Raw genomic sequence first — 19487 nt, forward strand, 5'->3', positions numbered from 1 at the left:
CAGCTTCATGGCGAAGTATGTCTGGAGCCAGGATCACAAGGTGATCGCCGTGCAGTACACGCTGACGGCGCTGGTGGTCGGGGTGATCGGCATCGTGCTGTCCGACCTGATGCGGCTGCAGCTGGGCTTCCCGGGCAAGTTCGAGTTCATCGATCCGGCCAGCTATTACCAGTACATCACGATGCACGGGATGATCATGGTGGTGTACCTCCTCACGGCGATCTTCCTGGGCGGCTTCGGCAACTACCTGATCCCCCTCATGGTGGGCGCGCGCGACATGGTGTTCCCGTTCCTGAACATGCTGAGCTTCTGGTTCTACCTGCTCTCGGTATTGATTCTCGTGGCGAGCTTCTTCGTGACGGGCGGTCCGACCGGCGCGGGCTGGACGCTGTACCCGCCGCAGGCGATCCTGCCCGGCACGCCAGGGGTCGAGGCGGGCATCGTCGTCATGCTGGTCTCGCTGCTGGTGTTCATCGTGGCCGCGACGATGGGCGGCCTGAACTACGTGACGACGGTGCTGCAGGCGCGCACGCGCGGCATGACCTTGATGCGCATGCCGCTGACGGTGTGGGGCATCTTTGTCGCCACCATCCTGGCGCTGCTGGCGTTTCCGGCGCTGTTCGTCAGCGGCGTGATGATGCTGCTGGACCGCGTGCTGGGCACGAGCTTCTTCATGCCGGCACTGGTCTCGATGGGACAGCCGACCGGCTACAGCGGCGGCAGCCCGCTGCTGTTCCAGCACCTGTTCTGGTTTTTCGGCCACCCGGAGGTGTATATCGTGGCGCTGCCCGCCTTCGGCATCATCTCCGACCTGATCAGCGTGCACGCGCGCAAGGCGATCTTCGGCTACCGGATGATGGTGTGGGCCATCGTCATCATCGGCGGGCTGAGCTTTGTCGTGTGGGCGCACCACATGTACGTCAGCGGCATGCATCCGCTGTTCGGCTTCTTCTTTGCGGTGACCACCCTGGTGATTGCCGTGCCGACAGCGCTGAAGGTGTACAACTGGACGCTGACGCTGTGGCGCGGCGACATCCACATGACGGTACCGATGCTGTTCGCGCTGGGCTTCATCAGCACCTTCCTGATCGGCGGCCTGACGGGGCTGTTCCTGGGCAATGTCAGCGTCGATATTCCCTTGTCGAACACGTATTTCGTCGTGGCGCACTTCCACATGGTGATGGGGGTGTCGCCTGTCCTGGCCGTGTTCGGCGGCCTGTACCACTGGTATCCGAAGGTGACGGGCCGGATGTACCACGAAGGCCTGGCCCGGCTGCATTTCTGGGTCACGTTCCTGGGCTCCTACGCGATCTTCTTCCCGATGCATTATCTGGGCCTGCTGGGCATGCCGCGGCGCTACTACAGCTACGACAGTTATGCGTTCATCCCCGAGTCGGCCCAGCAGCTGAACGCGTTCATCACGGTGGCCGCGCTGGTCGTCGGCGTCGTGCAGCTGCTGTTCCTGTTCAACCTGGGCTGGAGTGCAGTGCGCGGGCGCGTCGCCGGGGGCAATCCGTGGCGCGCCGTCAGCCTCGAATGGCAGACGCCGGACACGCCGCCGGCGCACGGCAACTGGGGCGCGCAACTGCCGGTGGTCTATCGCGGGCCCTACGCCTATGGCCGCACGGGGCCGGAGGGCGACTACCTGCCGCAGCACATCGGACCCGATGAGCCGGACGAACCGGATGAGCCGCCGCGTGCCGCCGCCGCGCCGCCGGGCACCGCGCCGAAGCTGGCGCCGGACGGCGGAGGTGCGGCATGAGGCGCGCGGGCCTGGCCGGGCTGGCATCCGGCGCGCAATCCGGGCGGCTCCAGCCCGGCGCACCCGGCTGGAATGGAGGCGGGGCCGCGCCGTACAGCGCGGCGCAGATCGGCTTGTGGACCTTCATGGGTGTCGTCTGCTCGCTGTTCCTGTTGTTCAGTGTCGCGTACCTGATGCGGATCGGTTACGGCGACTGGCGTCCGGCCCCCTCGGTGCCGTGGCAGTTGTGGTTGTCCACCGGGCTGCTGGGGACAGGCAGCATCGCGTGGCATCTGGCGGCGCGGTCGGCAGGGTCTGGTGCCGGGAGTGTCGCGGCAGGCCAGTCCGGCACGGCGCCCCAGGCTCCGGATGTGCTGCGCTGGTGCGCGCTGGCCTGGCTGTCGGCCCTTGGTTTCCTGGCCAGTCAGCTGGGTGGCTGGCATGCGTTGGCGGCGCAGCAGTACGTGGCCGCCTCGTCGCCGGGCGCGGGGTTCTTCTACATGCTGACCGGCGTGCACGCGCTGCATGTCGTGGGCGGCATGTGCGCGGCCGGGGCGGTCACGATGCGCCTGCGGCGGCACGGCGCGGCGCGCAGCCAGGCGGGGCTGGCGCTGTGTGCCCAGTACTGGCACCTGCTGCTGGCCGTCTGGCTGGCCTTGTTCGGTTTGCTGTTTGCCGTGACGCCGGAACTGGTGCAGGCGGTGTGCGCCAGCGTCGGCATCGGCGTTCCCGGTGCGAGGTGATCATGACGCCCGGAACGCAACCCCCCGGCCACGGCGAGCTCCCGGCAGCATTGTCCGCGGATGCCGGCGCGACCGCCGGATGGCCGGGCATGGCCGCCGACATGGGCGGCGACCGCGCAATGTTCCGGGTGCCCTGGGGCAAGGCAATGATGTGGATCTTTTTGCTCAGCGATACCTTCATCTTCGGCACCTTCCTGACCGGGTACATGTCGGTGCGGATCTCGGCGACGACGCCATGGCCCAATCCCAGCGAAGTCTTTGCACTGACGATTGCCGGCACGACGTTGCCGCTGATCCTGATCGCCATCATGACGTTCGTGCTGATCACCAGCAGCGGCACGATGGCGATGGCTGTCAATTATGCCTACCGCCGCGAGCGGCGCAAGTGCGCGTTGCTGATGTTTACGACCGCCGCGTTCGGCGCGATGTTCGTTTCCATGCAGGCGTTCGAGTGGAGCAAGCTGATCGAGGAGGGCGTGCGCCCGTGGAGCAATCCGATGGGTGCGGCCCAGTTCGGCGCATGCTTTTTCATGATCACGGGCTTCCATGGCCTGCACGTGTCGGCGGGCGTCATCTACCTGCTGGTGGTCGCCCGGCGCGTGTTGGCCGGGCGTTACGAAGGCGTGGGCGCCGACGGGGCGGGCAACTACGATATCGTCGAGATCACCGGGCTGTACTGGCACTTCGTCGACCTCGTGTGGGTCTTCATTTTCGCGCTGTTCTATCTGTGGTGACAACGGGGCCGCCATGCAGACACCTTCGATCGATGCCGCCACGGGGGATGTTGCGGCACAACACACGCAGCATCCGCTCGGCCTGTACTTCAAGGTTTGGGGACTGCTGTTCCTGCTCAGTGCTTTGTCGTACATGGTGGACCTGTTCCAGCTGCAAGGCCTGCTGCGCTGGGCCCTGATCCTGGGCCTGATGATGGCCAAGGCGGCGTTGATCGTTGCCGTGTTCATGCATTTGCGCTGGGAGCGGCTGGCGCTGATCTGCGTGGTGATCGTGCCGCCGCTGGCGCTGCTGGTGCTGGCCGGGATGATGGTGCTGGAGTCCGATTACGTGTTCGCCGCGCGCACGCTGTATTTCCGCTGATCGCACGCGCCGCGACAGCGGCCTCGACGTGCCGCGGCCACGGGACCTTCAGGCTGCTTTATGCAATTGCTATTGCAGGGCGGCATACGTTTCGCCCTTGTAACGCCAACATCCACGGTGCTATAATTCGCGCACGCTTTTACGACGTCCCCATCGTCTAGAGGCCTAGGACATCACCCTTTCACGGTGAGTACCGGGGTTCGAATCCCCGTGGGGACGCCAGGTCGCGCAAGGCGCGGCAAGTCAGATGTAGAAGAGTCCGGGTCCCCATCGTCTAGAGGCCTAGGACATCACCCTTTCACGGTGAGTACCGGGGTTCGAATCCCCGTGGGGACGCCACAGATTGTCAAGCAAGCCGCCTGGTCTCCAGCGCGGCTTTTTTGTTTTCCCTATCTTGAACTCGCCCATGCCAACGCCCACCACGCTTGCCATCTTCTGCAAAGTCGTCGACAACTATGGCGACATCGGCATCTGCTGGCGCCTGGCGCGCCAGCTCGAGCGCGAACACGGCGTGCAGGTCACGCTGTGGGTGGACGACCTGTCCAGCTTCCGGCGCATCTGCCCGGGTGTCGACGTGGCCGCTGCCGTGCAGCACGTCGAGGGCGTGCTGGTGCGCCACTGGGGCGGCCAGGATGGTGCGTTCGCACCGGCGGACGTGGCCGATATCGTCATCGAGTTCTTTGCCGTGGATATCCCGCCCCGCTACGTGGAGGCGATGGCGCAACGCGAGCCGAAGCCGGTCTGGCTGAACCTGGAAGGCCTGACGGCGGAGGAGTGGGTCGAGGGCTGCCATGCCTTGCCTTCGATGCATCCGCGCCTGCCGCTGACCAAGCATTTCTACTTTCCCGGCTTCACGCCGAGAACGGGCGGCCTGCTGCGCGAGCGGGGCCTGCTGGCAGAGCGGGACCGCTTCCAGGCCGATCCGGCGGCCGCGCCCGCGTTCCTGACGGGGCTCGGCGTGACGCCGGCCGAGCAGGCGGCGCTGAAGGTATCGTTGTTCTGCTACCGGCATGCGCCCGTGGCGGCCTTGCTGGACAGTTGGCAGGCAGCACCCATGCCGGTCACGTGCCTGGTGCCCGAAGGGGTCGCCACTGACACCGTCGAGGCGTTTCTCGGCGGTCCGCCCAACGCCGGCGCGGTGGCGACGCGTGGCGCGCTGACCGTGCGGGTATTGCCGTTCGTGCCACAACCGGATTACGACCGGCTGCTGTGGGCATGCGACGTCAATATCGTGCGTGGCGAGGACTCGTTCGTGCGGGCCCAATGGGCCAGGCGTCCATTTGTCTGGCACATTTATCCGCAGGACGAGAATCTGCACCATAAGAAGCTGCGCGCATTCCTGGATCGTTATTGCCCGGACATCGCCAGCCTGGCGGGATTCTCGCTGCGATGGAATGGCGCGCCGGGCGAAGATAATATGGAACGGCTGAGCTGGGCCGAATTATGGACGGCCTTGCAAGCCGATCGAAATGCGTTGCTGGCGCGTGGCGCAGATTGGGAAAAACGCATGTTGGAAATCGGCGACCTGGCGACGAACCTGCTGGGATTTGCGCGGTCGCTGCGGTAGGCGGCGCTGGCAGAACATGGTATGATGAGCGGTTACTGCAACCCATTTTTTAGTGTAGACACTCTCTCTTATGAAACCCGCAAAAGAAATTCGTGTTGGCAACATCATCATGGTTGACGCCAAGCCATTCATCGTGCTGCGTTCCGACGTCAACGGTTCGAGCCGCACGGGCTTCACCTACAAGTGGAAGATGAAGAATCTTCTGACGAACGCGCCGCTGGAAAACGTGTTCCGTGGCGACGACAAGTTCGACGTGGTCGTGCTGGACAAGAAGCCGGTGACCTACTCGTACTTCGCCGATCCGCTGTACGTATTCATGGACCAGGAATACAACCAGTACGAAATCGAAGAAGAAAACCTGGGCGATGCGCTGAACTACCTGAAGGACGGCATGGAATGCGAAGCCGTCTTCTATGATGGCAAGGCAATCTCGGTCGAACTGCCGACCACCATCGTGCGCCAGATCGTTTACTCGGAGCCAGCCGTCAAGGGCAACACGTCCGGCAACGTGCTGAAGGAAGCCAAGATCGAGAACGCGATCGAATCGAAGCGCCACACCGTGCAGGTGCCGCTGTTCGTGTCGCAGGACGACATGATCGAAATCGACACCCGTACCAACGAATACAAGCGCGTCATCCGCAATTAATCGCAGAAACCGATCGCTGCTCTGTAAGAGTGAGGAAAACGCTGCTTCGGCAGCGTTTTTTTTTGCGCAACGCAACTGTCAACGCTGCTATTCTTGCACCGTGATCGATAACGGAGGCAGGATGGAGCGCAGGAATTTCGTGAAGATGGGCCTGGCGGCGGGCGGCACGTTCGCCATCGGCGGCAAGGCGCTGGCGCGGACTGCGCCGGCCAGCATCCTGGAGGCGGGGGTGACGCAGCAGCAGGCGCAGATGGCCGCCAACAAGCTCACCGCGCATGCGCTGGCCTCGCAATACCTGGCCCGCATCGCCCGCATCGACAAGGCCGGTCCCCGCATCAACGCCATCATCGAACTCAATCCCGAAGCGCTGCGCATGGCCCGCGAACTGGACCGCGAACGGCGGGCCGGCAAGTTGCGCGGCCCGCTGCACGGCATTCCGGTCCTGCTGAAGGACAATATCGCCACGGCCGACCGCATGAGTACGTCTGCCGGCTCGCTGGCGCTGGACGGCAGCCACGCGGCGCACGACGCCTTCGTGACACGTCGCCTGCGCGCGGCCGGCGCCGTCATCCTTGGCAAGACCAACCTCAGCGAATGGGCCAATATGCGCTCGACGCAGTCTGTCAGCGGCTGGAGCGCGCGCGGCGGGCTGACGCGCAATCCCTATGCATTGGACCGCAACTGCAGCGGCTCCAGTTCCGGCTCGGCTGCCGCCATCGCTGCCGGCCTGGCCACGCTGGCGGTCGGCACGGAGACGGACGGTTCGATCGTCTCGCCCGCATCGATCTGCGGCCTGGTCGGCATCAAGCCCACGTTGGGCCTCGTCAGCCGCAGCGGCATCATCCCCATCGCGGCCTCGCAGGACACGGCCGGGCCGATGACGCGCACCGTGACGGATGCCGCGCTGCTGCTGAACGTCCTGGCCGGCACCGACCCCGACGATGTAACGACGCGCGATGGCGCTGGCAAGGCCACCGACCATGCGCAGGCGCTGCGGCGCGACGCCCTGCGCGGCAAGCGCCTCGGCATCGCCCGCAACTTCTTCGGCCTGAACGACGATGTCGATGTCCGCATCGAGCAGGCGCTGGCCGTGCTGAAGGCGCAGGGCGCGGAACTGGTGGACGTGCAGGTGCCGAACACGGACAAGTACGGCAATGCCGAGGTCCAGGTGCTGCTGCATGAGTTCAAGCCCGGCCTGGCGGATTACCTGCGCCGCTATGCGCCGGGCGCGCCGGTGGCGACGATCGCGGACGTGATCGCGTTCAACCGGCGCCACGCCGAGCGTGAGCTGCGCCACTTCGGCCAGGAGCACCTGGAAGGCGCCGCGACCAAGGGTGGTCTGGACAGCAAGGAATATCTGGAAGCGCTGGCGACCTGCCGCCGCTATGCGCGCGAGGAGGGCATCGACAAGGTGCTGCGCGAGTACCGCCTGGACGCGCTGGTGGCGCCGACGGGCGGGCCGGCATGGCTGACGGACTTCGTCAACGGCGACCATTACGGCGGCAGCTTCTCGTCGCCGGCCGCCGTGGCGGGCTACCCGCACGTGACGGTACCGGCAGGACACGTGCATGGCTTGCCGGTGGGGCTGTCGTTCGTCGGCGGCGCCTGGAGCGATGCGGCGCTGATCGGCATGGCATATGCGTACGAGCAGGCCACGTTGCTGCGGCGGGCACCGACGTTTGCGGCCTCGGTCCAGGCAGTATGAGGGCCAGGGTCTGTCCCCTGCGGGGACTGACCCTGAAGTTCTGCCGAGCCGTCGAAACGCTACCAGACTTCGGGGTCAGTCCCGCAGGGACAGACCCCAAGCTTACACCTCGATAAACCGCATCTTGAAGTTGCGTCCCTTGAAGCTGCCGAAGTCGCCGCCCTGGCGGCTGGCCGCGTTCAGCTTGGCGAACGCGTCGTAGGCCACGCGCCGGTCGATGGCGACGTAGGTCTGGAATTCGGTCACGTTGATCTTGCCGACCTGCTCCTTTACCAGCCCGGCGTCGCCCGTCAGCGCGCCCAGCACGTCGCCGGGACGCAGCTTGTCCTTCTTGCCGCCCAGGATGCACAGCGTCATCATCGGCGCCGCGTCGCCCTGCGCATACTCGTCGTCGTCCAGATCCTTGAGCGAGTGCCATTCGACGGGCGCGCCCTGGTACTCCTCGATCAGCTTGACCCATTTCTTCTCGTTGGGTGCGCACAGCGTCAGCGACAGGCCGCGCTCGTCGCCGCGGCCGGTGCGGCCGATGCGGTGGATGTGCACTTCCGTGTCCTTCGAGACGTCCGCGTTGATCACCGCTTCCAGGTTCTGGATGTCCAGGCCGCGCGCGGCCACGTCGGTGGCGATCAGGATCGAGCAGCTGCGGTTGGCGAACAGCACCAGGATCTCGTCGCGCTCGCGCTGTTCCAGTTCGCCGTACAGCGCCAGCGCCGAGAAGCCCTGCGCGCGCAGTTCGTCCACCAGCTCGCGGCAGTGCACCTTGGTGTTGCAGAACACGATGGCCGACGCGGGCTTGTAGTGTTTGAGCAGCTTGCCGACGGCGGCGTCGCGCTCGTCGAAGCCGATCTCGTAGAAGCGCTGCACGATCTTGCTGCTGTCGTGCTGGGCCTCCACCGTCACCTCGACCGGGTCGGCCAGGAAGGCTTCGGTCGCGACGCGGATATCGTCCGGATACGTGGCCGAGAACAGCAAGGTCTGGCGCCGCTTCGGGCAGGCGCTGACGATGCCCGCGATCTCGTCGTAGAAGCCCATGTCCGTCATGCGGTCCGCCTCGTCCAGCACGAGCGTCTGCACGGTGGACAGGTCGATCGTCTTGCGGCCGATGTGGTCGCGGATGCGGCCGGGCGTGCCGACGACGACGTGGGCGCCATGCTCCAGCGAAGCGATCTGCGGGCGCATCGGCGCGCCGCCCGTCAGCACCAGCACCTTGACATTGCCGACGCTGCGCGCCAGCCGGCGCAATTCGTTCGCCACCTGGTCGGCCAGCTCGCGGGTGGGGCACAGCACCAGCGCCTGGGTGGCGAACCACGCCGGGTTGAGCTTGTGCAGCAGGCCGATGCCGAACGCCGCGGTCTTGCCGCTGCCCGTCTTGGCCTGGGCGATCAGGTCGCGCCCTTCCAGCACGGCGGGCAGGCTCTGGGCCTGGATCGGCGTCATGGTCTTGTAGCCCAGCGAATCGAGGTTCGCGAGGAAGGAGTCGGTCAGGGGCAAGGTGGCGAAGGCGGTGGCGGTCATGGCGGCGGGGGCAGGGTGGGAGTGAATGGGTAGTCTAGCAAAACGGTCCGGCAGGTGGCAGCCGCCACGCAGGGCCGGCTCAAGGCAGGGCTCAGGCGCCGTCGCGCATGCCCCAGACGGGCAGGCCCGTCAGGTCGAGGTTGTCGTCGCGGTGCCAGACGGGCAGTCCGGTCGCGTCGGTGGGTTCCAGCAGTTCCATCTGTTCCTGCTTCAGCGCGGCGCGGCGTACCCGCGGCGCCGGCGGCCGTTTCGGCTCCGGCTCCATCGGCTCGGCCGGGCCGAAGCCGGGCAGGTCGAAGGTCGCATTGTCTTTTTTGTCTCTCATGGTCCGAAATGGGGGCGGATGAAGCGCCCCGAAAAACAAAAGCCCGGCTGTGACAGTCGGGCTCTCAATGTAAGGCGGCCCGCAGTGTAACACAAAGGCCGGCCGCCATGACAGCGGATCAACGGAAGGCCAGTGCCCCGGTCAGGTCGCCCGGCGGCTGCGCGCCGCGCGCGGCAAACGCGCGGTTGCGTTCGGCCAGGCCGTCCAGCAGCGGCAGGCCGTGCAGGCGGGTGATGAAGCGCAGGATCGACGTGGTGTCGTAGAAGCTATGGTCGACCGCGCCTTTCTTCGCGAACGGCGACACGACGATCGCCGGCACGCGCGAGCCCGGACCCCAGCGGTCGCCCTGCGGCGGCGCCACGTGGTCCCACCAGCCGCCGTTCTCGTCGAAGGTGACGACCACCACCATGTCCTGCCATTGGGGCGAATGGCGCAGGTGCTGCAGCACGTTGACGATGTGCTGGTCGCCCGACTCGATGTCCGAGTAACCGGCATGCAGGTTCAGGTTCCCCTGCGGCTTGTAGAAGCTGACGGCGGGCAGCTTGCCTGCCACCACGTCGGCCAGGAAGCGATTGGAAATCGGGCTGTCGCCCAGGCCACCGTCGCGCAGGTGGCGCGCGCGTGCCGCCGTGCCCGGCGCGTAGTTGGCGAAGTAGTTGAACGGCTGGTGGTGCGCCTGGAAGTTCGGCTTGGCGCCGCCGCCTTTCGCATCCAGCGCGGCCTGCCATGCGCCGCCGTACCAGGCCCACGACACGCCCTTGCGCGACAGCAGGTCGCCGATCGTGTCGTAGGTCTGCGGCGGCAGCGTGTTGGCGTCGTCCGGATCGGCCAGCAGCGGGTCGCCGCCCGGCGCCGGGCGCACGTAGCTGGGCTGGTAGGGCGGCGACATCGTGTTGACCACGTAGCCGTCCGGCGTGATGGCGCCGTCGTTGACGAACTTGGCGCGACCCAGCAGCGCGGACGTCGGCGAGTCCGGCGCCAGCGCCAGGCGCGTGCCCTGGATGCCGTCGGCGGTGGCGGCGATCTTCTTCTTCGCCTTCGTCTGCGCGGCGTTGAAGTACTCCGGCGTGCGGCCCGAGACCAGGAACTGGTGGTTCAGGTAGGAGCCGCCGAAGGCCGCCATGAAGAAGTTGTCGCACAGCGAGAATTCGCGTGCCACCTGCCACAGGCCCAGGTTCTTGTCCGTCTCGCCGTAGTAGCCCATGACGAGGCCGCCCGCGTCGGTCCAGGCGGCGAAGCCGTCGTTCTTGCCGCCGTTGATCTGCATCTGGTTCTGGTAGAAGCGGTGCTGCAGGTCGCGTGTGATGACGGCTTCCGGCAGCGGCTTGCCCGCGGCGTCCTTCAGCGCGAACGGGGCGTTCGGCAGGCCTTTGACGTCGTCTTCCTTCAGCTCGTAGCGCACGCCGGCGATATCCTGCGGCACCGGCACGGCGCCACCCCAGACCTTCGGCAGTTCGGCCAGGATGCTGCCGTCGACGTCGCGCTGGCGGCAGCGTTCGACCGGCACGTCCGCCAAGGGCGCGGCCAGGCCGGGGAAATTGGCGAACAGGTTGTTGAAGCTGCGGTTCTCCAGGTAGATGACGACCACGTTCTTCACGTGCGCCTTCAGCTTGGCGTCCAGCGAACCCTTTGCGATAGTCTTGGCCTGCGCCTGCGCCTGCGCCTGCGCCTGTGCCTGCGCCGGCGCTGTCATGGCCGGCAGGGCGCCGACGACGCCGGCGGCGGTGGCCGCGCCGAACAGGCGGCGGCGCGATGGATTGGCAGGGGAATCGTTATGGTCCGTCACGCGCGGCTCCTCGGTGGCTCGGTCGATGCAAAAGTGTGGGTAAAACGCGCCGAGTGTAGCACCGCCGCCGGGCCGGGCCAAGGTGCCGGGCAGGCTTCCAATGCTGACTACGTGTCCCATTTTGGTGACTGACCCCGCGGTGGGACACGGGCCGGCCGTAAGGTGTGGACGGGCGAGACGAAATGAAAAAAGCCGCTGATTCCGAAGAATCAGCGGCTTTTCGAATCTGGTTGCGGGGACAGGATTTGAACCTGTGACCTTCGGGTTATGAGCCCGACGAGCTGCCAGACTGCTCCACCCCGCGTCTGAGGCAAGAATTATATACCGGGTACTTTATTAATGCAAGGACTGACTTCGCAGCGTCACGCTGCGCCCAGGCGCCACAGCGACGTCACCTCGGCGGAGCGGGCCGCGTGCAGCGGATCGGTCGCATCGGTGGCGCGCGGGTGGACCGGGCGCACGTCCTGGCGACCCAGCACCTGCAGGCCGGCCTGTTCGATCCATTCCAGCAGTTGCGCGCGCGGGCGCAGGCCCAGGTGCTCGGCCAGGTCGGACAGGATCAGCCAGCCCTCGCCGCCCTCGGCCAGGTGGTCCTTCAGGCCTGCCAGGAAGCCTTTCAGCATGCGGCTGTCCGGATCGTAGATGGCGCTTTCGATCGACGAGCCGGGACGCGCCGGTACCCACGGCGGGTTGCACACGACGAGCGGCGCGCGCCCGGGCGGGAACAGGTCCGCTTCCAGCAGCTCCACTTGTTCGTCCAACTCCAGGCGGACGATGTTGTCGCGCGCGCAGGACAGCGCGCGGCGGTCCATGTCGGTCGCGATGACGCGGCGCACGCCGCGCCGCGCCAGCACCGCCGACAGCACGCCCGTGCCGGCGCCGATGTCGAACGCCAGCGCCTGCGCGCCGCGCGGCAGCGGCGCCTCCGCCACCAGTTGCACGTATTCGCCGCGCACCGGCGAGAACACGCCGTAGTGCGGGTGGATGCGTGCGTCCAGCGCGGGAATCTCGACACCAGCCTTGCGCCACTCGTGTGCGCCGATCAGGCCTTGCAGCTCGCGCAGCGAGATGATGAACGCGTCGTCGCCCCGGCCATAGGCTTCGTTGCAGGCCAGCCGCACGTCCGGCGCGCGGCGCAGCGGGATCGTGTAGCCCGCGTCGATGGGAATGAGCAGCATGGCCAGCGTGCGGGCCCGTTGCGACTGGGCCTGGCGGTGCAGGTGGAACGCCTCGCTCGGCGTGGCCGCTACCTTGGGCGCCTTCTTCTTGCCCTTGCCGTGCTTGTGGTCGGCGCGGCGCGCCAGCGCCTGCAGCAGCTGGCGCGCGTTGTGGAAGTCGCCGCGCCACAGCAGCGCCGTGCCTTCGCAGGCCAGGCGGTAGGCCGTGTCGGCATTGGTCGTGTCGTCCGCGACGATGACTTTCTTTGGCGGCGGCATGCCGGCCTCCGAGTGCCAGCGTGCGCTGCGCGGCTCGCCCTGTTCGGTCCAGTGGAGGCGGGGCGTGGTATCGGGTGCTTGCATGGTGCTTTCGGTAATCGTGGGTGGTGGGCTGGGCAGCGAAAGAGGGGGCGGCACGCTGCGCCCGGCTGTTCGTGGCGCGCATTATACCGGCTGGCGCCAACGGGATTCTCCCGGCGCCAGAGGGCCTTTTGCCCGGAAGGCGGCGCCTCGCGCGTCATGGTCGCTCGCGCACGCTATACCGGGGAGGTGCAACTGGCTGGAATGTTTCCAGCCGGGGACCGCAGCGTGCCGAAAGCCCCTATGAAATACAGCAAAACCACTATCCACCGTATCCTGGCAGCAGTCCTGTTTGCGCTGCTGCTCCTGACTCCCGCCGACTGCGCAGGCGCGACCCGGGCCGGTCGCCCGGGTCAGTATAGCGTGGCGTTGGCACCGCTTGGGGCGTGAGCCGGACGCGCGGCCGTCAGGCCGCGTCGTCCGCCGGCGGCGTGGTGGAAATCGTCAGCGGGATGTCGCCGCCGCTGCGCGTGGGCAGCGTCTGCGTGTCGACTACGGGGTCGGGCGCCGGGGCTTGTACCGGCGTCTGGTCCGGTGCCGGCCCTGCCTTGACCGGTGCCGGCGCGCTGGCCTGCTCGGTCGTGTAGGCATTGGTGGCCTGCTTCACCTGGGCGGTCGACGGCGGGCCGTACGTGTCCAGCGCCTGGGCGCTGTTGACGAGCTTTGTCAGCCGGGCGAACAGCGTGCCCAGCGCGTCGCCCGAGCCGTCGGCGGCCTTGATGTTGGCCGACATCTGCTTGTCCATCAGCTTGAAGATGTCGTTCAGGCTGCCCGGCCAGTCGATGTCGGGGAATTCCACGGCCGGCAGCGGCATCGCCGGATTCTTGTCCGCTACGTCGCGCCGGCGCGAGCTTTCCGCCCCGACCGACAACGCCGACTCGTACCGGACCTCGACCTCGAAATCGAACTTCTGCCCGTCCGCCAGCGTGATCGTGCCCTTGCCGAGGAAGTGTGCGCTGTCGGTCAGGCTGAACGCGGCCTTGTCCGTGACGCCATGCGCGTTTTCCGCATGCAGCGTGCCGGCCGCCAGCGTCGATTGCGAATCCAGGCTGACGGAGTCGAAATCGATGGTGGCCCCTTTCATCGCGTCGCCGAACAGGCGCTGGGCGAAATTGCCGAGCAGGTTCTGCGCCAGGTCGACGGTGGCATTGCCCAGGCCCGCCACACGGTCCTGCAGGTCGAGCGCATCGTTCGACAGGGCCACGTTCGATCCCGGCTCGGCGCGCACCGGGGCCGTGCTCTTGTCCGTGCGGGTGCCCGGCTGGCCGGCGGCCGTCGGGGTTGTGGTCGTCGTGTAAGGGCGGGGACCGAACGGCGAGATCGAAGTCATGATGGGCCTTTAGTCAGATGGAGCGTCACCTGGAACTATCGGCAGCGGCGCCGATAACTTGAGGCGATCAGTGGTGATGCGTCCACAAGCCGTTGGACGCCAGGTAAGCCTGCACGGCTTCCGGCTGGCCGATGGCGTGCAATTTCACTTCGCCGCACGAGCAGACGCCCGAGTACGGCGTGATGTGGGAGCATGCGGAAACTTTTTGCAGGGAAACAGTAACTGCCTTGGCGCATTTAGCGCACTTGAACGTCAGGGTACGGGGAGCTTTCAGCATGGTGCTCTTCAATAAAACAGCGGGGAAAGCGTGATTTTATCAGCAGCGGACCAACCCCGGTGCCAGGCACCTGTCACCGCGAACCTGCAGGTGCAGGTGGCGAAATCGGAGGCTGTCCCCAATTTAGCGAAAATTGCGGAAATTGGGGACAGCCTCCGATTCAGTGCACGCTCACCACGCTGCGCCCGCCCGCGCCCGGCAGCACCGAGATGCGCGTGGCGATCCGCTCCGTCATCTCCTGCACGTGCGAGATGACGCCAACCTTGCGGCCCATCGATTGCAGGTTGTCCAGCGCGTCCATCGCCACCCGCAGCGTTTCCGCGTCCAGGCTGCCGAAGCCCTCGTCGATGAACAGCGATTCCACCCGTACCCGGTTGGACGACAGCGAGGCCAGGCCCAGCGCCAGTGCCAGCGACACGAGGAACGACTCGCCGCCCGACAGCGAGTGCACGGAGCGCATGTCGTCGCCCATGTGCAGGTCGCGCACCAGGAGGCCCAGCGACGGCTGGGTGGGGTTGTCGATGCGTTGCAGCTGATAGCGCGGCGCCAACTGGCCCAGGTGGGCGTTGGCGTAGCCCAGCAGCACGTCCAGCGTGAACTGCTGGGCGTAGTTGCGGAACTTCTTGCCGTCGGCCGAGCCGATCAATTCGCTCAGGCGCGCCCACTTGCGTTCGGTGGCTTCCTGCCGTTCGATATCGGCCAGCACGTCGCTGGCGCGGCGGCGGCGCTCGTCGTCGTGCGCCAGCGCCAGGCGGTAACCCGTCGCCTGCTCGTGCGCCGCATGGCGCTCGGTGGCCAGGGCCTGCAGCAGCTCGCGCAGCGTTTCCATGGTCTGCGTGGCGTCGCCCGGCGCTGACTCGCGGTGCCTGGCGCACTGCGCTTCGCGCTCGTGCAGCACGGTGCGGGCCTGCGCGGCCGCGTGTTCCAGCGCTTGCAGGGACTGCCGCTCGGCGCGCAGGGCGTCGAGCGGATGGGCCAGCAGCTCGCGCAGCTCGTCCAGCGAACCGATGCCGACATCCGGCGCGGGCGCAAACAGGTCGGGTTCCGTGCGCGCCTGCTGGAATTGCTCCAGCCAGGCGGCCAGGCGCGCCGTCGCGACGGCACTGGCTTCTTCCAGTTCGACGATGCGGCGGCGACCGTGCGCCAGCGCCTCGTCGCAGCGGGTGCGCTGCTGCGCCGCTTGTTGCGCCGCATCCTGCTGCGCCTGCAGGCGCGTGCGCGCCGCCTCGCAGGCCGCGCGCAGGCGCGCCTCCACCTCGCCCACCGGCGTGCCGTTCCACAGCGCCAGGCGCTGGGTGCGGGCCTGCTGCAGCGCCTCGTCGGCCGCGGCAAAGGTGGCGCGGGCCGCTTGCTCGTCCGACGCGGCCTTGCCGTGCGCCTCGTGCAGCGCGTTCAGTTCGACCTCCAGCGCGGCCAGGGCGACGGCGCGCTCGTCGATGGCCGCGTGCTGCGTCAGCCACTGGCGGCCCTCGGCCTGGCGCAGCGCGTGGAAGTGGTCCGGGTGGGCGCGCCATGCTTCTTTCCAGTCGCCATCCTGCTCGATGCCGTCGAAGGCCGGTTCCAGCTCCTCCAGCAGCGCATCGAGCCGGGCTTGCGCGTCCAGGTACTGCGACTGCAGCCCTTCCAGCTGGGCCGCCGCCTGCGCCAGCGCCGTCGCCGCATTGGCGGCGGCGGCCTGCCATTTGCCTTGCGCCGCCATCGCTTCGTCATAGGCGCGTTGCACGGTATCGCGCGCGGCGGCCGCGCGCCGCAGCGCCGCCTCGTCCTGCTCCAGCGCCTGCAGGCCGGCCGCCGCATCGGCCAGCCGTGCGGCAAACCACGCTTCGACGCCATCGGCCGGTGCTGCGTCGTCGCCGGCCGCCGCGATGGCTTCCTGCGCCGCATGCCAGCGCTGCTGCGCCGTGGCCAGGGCGTCCGCCAGCGCGGCCCGCTCGCTGTCCACCTGCGCCAGCTGCGCGGTGCTGCCGTTGACCAGCGCGCGCTGGGTGGCGCCGTGCTCGATCAGCAGGTCCAACGCGGCGCGCCCTTGCGCAACGTCCTGCCGCAACTGGGCCAGCAGCGCATGCAACTTGTCGTTGCCATGATAGGGATGGTCTTCTGCGCCGCAGACAGGGCAGGGCACGCCATCCTCCAGCGTCTCGCGCAGCGCCTCGACGCTGTCGCCGCAGGCCGCTTCGGCCAGTGCCAGCGCGCGCTCGGCCTGCGCCAGGGCCGCCTTGCGCGCCGCATGGTCCTGCTGCGCCTGCGCCAGCCGCTCTTGCGCCTGCGCCAGGGTGGCACGCAATTGCGCGCCTTGCCCATCCAGCGCGGCCGCGCGGGCCGTCCTTGCCGCCAGGTCCAGCCACGCCTTGTCGCCGGCCGCGAGCGCGGTGCGACGCCGCTCGATGGCGACGCGACGCTGCCGCTGCGCTTCGGCGTCGAAGGCCGCCAGTGACTGCATGGCCGCGTCGCGTTGCGCCAGCAGGGCCTGGGCCCGCTGCGCAGCCGCTTCCAGCTGGTCGCGCGCGGCCGTCTCGGCATCGCGCTGCTGCGTCATGCCGGCGCGCGCCTGTTCCAGCTTGGCGCGGAAGGCATCGGCCTGCCCCAGCGCGCGGCCGGCCTGGGCGAACAGCGCGTCCCAGCGCGTCCATTGCTGGCCCAGCGCGGCCCAATGGCGGTGCTCGGCCAGCCAGTTGTGGCCGAACTGCTGCGCTTCCTGCAGCTTGCGGCGGTCGTTGCGCTTGTCGCTCAGCGCGGCCGCGGCCTGCGTGACGACGGCAACGGCGGCATCGCGCGCGGCCCGGGCTTGCGCATGGGCCGGTTGCATGGCCTCGATCCGCGCATCCAGCGCCTTGGCCTGGTCCAGCTGCGGGGCCGCGGCGGCCTGCGCGCTTTCGGCCTCGGCCAGCACAGCCTGCAGTTGTTGTGCGGCGGTTGCCGCCGCTTCCTGCGCCAGGCGGGCCTGTTCCGCTTCCTGCTCGCAGCGGGTGGTGCCGGCCCGGGCCTGCGCGGCTTCCGTCGCCAGCCGCACGATCTCGTCGTGCAGCGGCCTGGCCTCCTGCACGGCATCGTAGCGCGCCAGGGCGGCATGGCGCGGGGCCGCGGCGGCCACGTCGGCGCCGCGTTGCGCCAGTACGGCACGCGCTTCGTCGATGCCTTGCGCCAGCCGCACGGCCTGCTCGTGCCAGCGCAGGTCCGCCTCCAGCGCGCCGCGGCGCATGTCGAGCGCGGCCAGTGCCGCATCGGCCTCCTGCGCCAGCCGCTGCGTTTCGGCGCGCTGCTCGCCAGACAGCGGCTGCTGGTCGGCCAGGCGGTCGCGCAACTGCTGCAGCTTGTGCAGCTCCTGCTTCTGGCGCTCGTGCGCACGCCGCGAGATGTCGCTGTAGATCGTGCTGCCGGTCAGCGTCTCCAGCAGCACGCCGCGCTCGTCGTCCTGCGATTTCAGGAACGTGGCGAACTCGTTCTGCGCCAGCAGCACGGCGCGGGTGAACTGCTCGAAGTTCAGCCCGATGCGCAGTTCGATCTCCTGCTTCACCTCCGTCTTGGTGGCGCCCAGCGGCTGCAATTGCGGCAGCGTGTGCAGCGTCATCGCGGTCGGCTGCAGCGCGCCGGCCGCGCGCGTGCGGGCGCGGCGCACGCTCCAGCGCGCCCGGTAGGCGTTGCCGTCGTTGCCGACGAAATCCACTTCCGCGTAACCCTCCGGCGTGCCGCGCCGCAGCAGCGTGCGCGGGTCGTCCGAGGAGATCGGCTCGCCCACGTCCGGCGTCTTGCCGCGCGCGTGCACCAGGCGCGGCGTGCGGTCGTACAAGGCCAGGCACAGTGCGTCCAGCAACGTGCTCTTGCCGGCGCCGGTGGGGCCGCTGATGGCGAACAGCCCGCTTGACGCCAGCGGCTCGCCGCCGAAATCCACCGAGAATTCGTCGGCCAGCGAAGCCAGGTTCTTGCCGCCAATGCGCAGGATCTTCATCTACACTCCCGCCAGCAGCAGTTCGGCAAACGCGGCCACCTGGTCGGGCGGCGCCTCGTTGCCGTACTTCTGGCGGTACAGCCGCGCGAACACCTCGTCCGGCTGCAGCTGCGCCAGCTGGTCCAGCGAGACGGCGGCGTCCACCAGCGAAGGGCCGCGCGCGGCGCTGGCCGTGTCGATCTTCGCCAGGCGCACGTGTTTGCCTTCGAGCGCCGCCTCGATGCGCGAACGCAGGCCCGGTTCGGGCGCATCGAGCAGCACGCGCACTTCGACGAACGGCTGCGCGTAGGCCGGCGCGGGCGGGAAGTCCAGCGCTTCCAGTTCGTCCAGCACCTGCGCCAGCGGGGCGGGGCGGGACGGCACCCGCAGCAGGTGCACGGCGCGCGGCACGGGGATCGGCACCACGTCCTGCAGCGCGCCGCCATCGAGGTCGATGCGCAGCACCTGGTGCTGGTAGTGCACTTCCGAGAACGACAGCGGGATCGGGCTGCCGCTGTAGCGGATGTGGCCATGCCGGCCGATCTGCTGCGCCAAATGCAGGTGGCCCAGCGCGGCGTAGGCGACGTCGGCCCCGAACATCCCGGCCGGCAGCATCTCGGTGCCGCCGATGACGATGCGGCGCTCCGAGTCGGCCGACATCTGCCCGTCCACCATGTGGCAATGGCCCATCGCGACGATGGCCTGGCCCGGCTGGCGCAGCGCCAGCGCGTGGGCCTGTGCCTGCGCGTACAGCTCGGCGATGCCGGCCAGGTAGCCGTCCACCGCCTCCGCGCCTTCCTGCCCCGCGCGCGGCACGTCGGCCGGGCGCAGGAACGGCACCGCCAGGCACCATGCCGCCACGGCGCCGGCGCGGTTCGTCAGCGGCACGACCATGCGGCCGATATCGATCGTGCCGTCGCCATCGCGCTGCACGTGGCCGATCACCTGGGTCCCGTGCGCTTCCAGCAGGGGCCCCGGTGCCTCGATGCGGCCGGGCGAATCGTGGTTGCCGGCCGTGACGACGATGTCCAGGCCGGGCGCGCGCGCGCGGGCCTGCTGCAGGAAGCGGTACAGCTGGCGCTGCGAGGCGGCCGACGGGTTGGCGTTGTCGAACACGTCGCCCGCGATCAAGAGCGCATCGGCCTGTTCTGCCTCGATCGTCTCGAGCAGCCAGTCCAGGAAGCACTGGTGTTCATAGTGGCGGTCGAAGTTGTGGAGCGACTGGCCGAGGTGCCAGTCCGAGGTGTGCAGCAGGCGCATGAGTGTACGGCTAAGCGGTGCGGGAAATGGTCGGGAAGCGCAATAGTAGCGTATC

15 protein-coding genes and 3 tRNA genes are annotated in these 19487 nt (G+C 68.1%); 9 read left to right on the top strand and 9 right to left on the bottom strand.

The annotated features are described in order from the left end of the window. Window positions 1–7: 7 nt before the first annotated feature. From PX653_RS03135 to PX653_RS03175, 9 genes are all read left to right on the top strand, one after another. A complete protein-coding gene (locus PX653_RS03135) occupies window positions 8–1762 on the top strand; it encodes a cytochrome c oxidase subunit I (RefSeq protein WP_277418503.1) in 1755 nt (584 codons plus the stop codon). Continuing rightward, window positions 1759–2484 carry a cytochrome c oxidase subunit 3 gene (locus tag PX653_RS03140; protein WP_277416481.1) on the top strand — a complete coding sequence of 242 codons (726 nt, stop codon included), beginning with the start codon at window positions 1759–1761 and terminating at the stop codon, window positions 2482–2484. Before PX653_RS03135 ends, PX653_RS03140 begins: the two co-directional genes overlap by 4 nt. Window positions 2485–2486: 2 nt before the next feature. Beyond that, window positions 2487–3218, top strand: a complete 732-nt coding sequence (locus PX653_RS03145) for a heme-copper oxidase subunit III family protein (protein WP_371876409.1) — start codon at window positions 2487–2489, stop codon at window positions 3216–3218. A 13-nt stretch (window positions 3219–3231) separates the two neighbouring features. Continuing rightward, window positions 3232–3579, top strand: coding sequence for a cytochrome C oxidase subunit IV family protein (locus tag PX653_RS03150; RefSeq protein WP_277416482.1), 348 nt, complete (start codon window positions 3232–3234; stop codon window positions 3577–3579). Window positions 3580–3725: 146 nt separating this feature from the next. Beyond that, window positions 3726–3801, top strand: a tRNA-Glu gene (locus tag PX653_RS03155). 41 nt (window positions 3802–3842) lie between these two features. Beyond that, window positions 3843–3918 (top strand) — tRNA-Glu (locus PX653_RS03160). 67 nt (window positions 3919–3985) lie between these two features. Next, window positions 3986–5146 (top strand): elongation factor P maturation arginine rhamnosyltransferase EarP, encoded by a 1161-nt coding sequence (gene earP, locus PX653_RS03165; RefSeq protein ID WP_277416483.1) that lies wholly within the window; start codon window positions 3986–3988, stop codon window positions 5144–5146. A gap of 70 nt (window positions 5147–5216) precedes the next feature. Beyond that, entirely contained in the window at window positions 5217–5792 is a 576-nt protein-coding gene (locus PX653_RS03170) for an elongation factor P (protein WP_277416484.1), read from the top strand. A 121-nt stretch (window positions 5793–5913) separates the two neighbouring features. Further along, entirely contained in the window at window positions 5914–7497 is a 1584-nt protein-coding gene (locus tag PX653_RS03175) for an amidase (protein ID WP_277416485.1), read from the top strand. Window positions 7498–7599: 102 nt separating this feature from the next. Here PX653_RS03175 and dbpA read toward each other — a convergent pair whose 3' ends face one another. The 9 genes from dbpA to PX653_RS03220 all read right to left on the bottom strand — a co-directional run bounded on the left by dbpA (window position 7600) and on the right by PX653_RS03220 (window position 19432). Continuing rightward, the gene (gene dbpA, locus PX653_RS03180; RefSeq protein WP_277416486.1) at window positions 7600–9012 is read right to left on the bottom strand and encodes an ATP-dependent RNA helicase DbpA; all 1413 of its coding nucleotides are present in this window, start codon (window positions 9010–9012) and stop codon (window positions 7600–7602) included. Window positions 9013–9103: 91 nt separating this feature from the next. Beyond that, a complete protein-coding gene (locus tag PX653_RS03185) occupies window positions 9104–9337 on the bottom strand; it encodes a hypothetical protein (protein ID WP_277416487.1) in 234 nt (77 codons plus the stop codon). A 118-nt stretch (window positions 9338–9455) separates the two neighbouring features. Then, complete coding sequence (locus tag PX653_RS03190) at window positions 9456–11123, bottom strand: acid phosphatase (RefSeq protein WP_277416488.1); 1668 nt, start codon at window positions 11121–11123, stop codon at window positions 9456–9458. A 227-nt stretch (window positions 11124–11350) separates the two neighbouring features. Next, window positions 11351–11427, bottom strand: a tRNA-Met gene (locus PX653_RS03195). A gap of 58 nt (window positions 11428–11485) precedes the next feature. Continuing rightward, window positions 11486–12643 carry a methyltransferase gene (locus tag PX653_RS03200; RefSeq protein WP_277416489.1) on the bottom strand — a complete coding sequence of 386 codons (1158 nt, stop codon included), beginning with the start codon at window positions 12641–12643 and terminating at the stop codon, window positions 11486–11488. A gap of 403 nt (window positions 12644–13046) precedes the next feature. Next, entirely contained in the window at window positions 13047–13970 is a 924-nt protein-coding gene (locus tag PX653_RS03205; RefSeq protein WP_277416490.1) for a hypothetical protein, read from the bottom strand. A gap of 67 nt (window positions 13971–14037) precedes the next feature. Further along, the gene (locus tag PX653_RS03210; RefSeq protein ID WP_277416491.1) at window positions 14038–14247 is read right to left on the bottom strand and encodes a hypothetical protein; all 210 of its coding nucleotides are present in this window, start codon (window positions 14245–14247) and stop codon (window positions 14038–14040) included. 160 nt (window positions 14248–14407) lie between these two features. Then, the gene (locus tag PX653_RS03215) at window positions 14408–18193 is read right to left on the bottom strand and encodes an AAA family ATPase (RefSeq protein ID WP_277416492.1); all 3786 of its coding nucleotides are present in this window, start codon (window positions 18191–18193) and stop codon (window positions 14408–14410) included. Then, complete coding sequence (locus PX653_RS03220) at window positions 18194–19432, bottom strand: exonuclease SbcCD subunit D C-terminal domain-containing protein (RefSeq protein WP_277416493.1); 1239 nt, start codon at window positions 19430–19432, stop codon at window positions 18194–18196. Window positions 19433–19487: the final 55 nt, after the last annotated feature.

The organism is Pseudoduganella chitinolytica (assembly GCF_029028125.1).
In the GTDB taxonomy this organism is placed as follows: domain Bacteria; phylum Pseudomonadota; class Gammaproteobacteria; order Burkholderiales; family Burkholderiaceae_D; genus Rugamonas; species Rugamonas chitinolytica.

Coding starts and splice junctions, on each gene's coding strand:
- PX653_RS03175 (WP_277416485.1), top strand. CDS start 5,914: ATGGAGCGCAGGAATTTCGTGAAGATGGGCCTGGCGGCGGGCGGCACG.
- PX653_RS03145 (WP_371876409.1), top strand. CDS start 2,487: ATGACGCCCGGAACGCAACCCCCCGGCCACGGCGAGCTCCCGGCAGCA.
- PX653_RS03135 (WP_277418503.1), top strand. CDS start 8: ATGGCGAAGTATGTCTGGAGCCAGGATCACAAGGTGATCGCCGTGCAG.
- PX653_RS03210 (WP_277416491.1), bottom strand. CDS start 14,247: ATGCTGAAAGCTCCCCGTACCCTGACGTTCAAGTGCGCTAAATGCGCC.
- PX653_RS03170 (WP_277416484.1), top strand. CDS start 5,217: ATGAAACCCGCAAAAGAAATTCGTGTTGGCAACATCATCATGGTTGAC.
- PX653_RS03215 (WP_277416492.1), bottom strand. CDS start 18,193: ATGAAGATCCTGCGCATTGGCGGCAAGAACCTGGCTTCGCTGGCCGAC.
- PX653_RS03205 (WP_277416490.1), bottom strand. CDS start 13,970: ATGACTTCGATCTCGCCGTTCGGTCCCCGCCCTTACACGACGACCACA.
- dbpA (WP_277416486.1), bottom strand. CDS start 9,012: ATGACCGCCACCGCCTTCGCCACCTTGCCCCTGACCGACTCCTTCCTC.
- earP (WP_277416483.1), top strand. CDS start 3,986: ATGCCAACGCCCACCACGCTTGCCATCTTCTGCAAAGTCGTCGACAAC.
- PX653_RS03150 (WP_277416482.1), top strand. CDS start 3,232: ATGCAGACACCTTCGATCGATGCCGCCACGGGGGATGTTGCGGCACAA.
- PX653_RS03220 (WP_277416493.1), bottom strand. CDS start 19,432: ATGCGCCTGCTGCACACCTCGGACTGGCACCTCGGCCAGTCGCTCCAC.
- PX653_RS03140 (WP_277416481.1), top strand. CDS start 1,759: ATGAGGCGCGCGGGCCTGGCCGGGCTGGCATCCGGCGCGCAATCCGGG.
- PX653_RS03200 (WP_277416489.1), bottom strand. CDS start 12,643: ATGCAAGCACCCGATACCACGCCCCGCCTCCACTGGACCGAACAGGGC.
- PX653_RS03185 (WP_277416487.1), bottom strand. CDS start 9,337: ATGAGAGACAAAAAAGACAATGCGACCTTCGACCTGCCCGGCTTCGGC.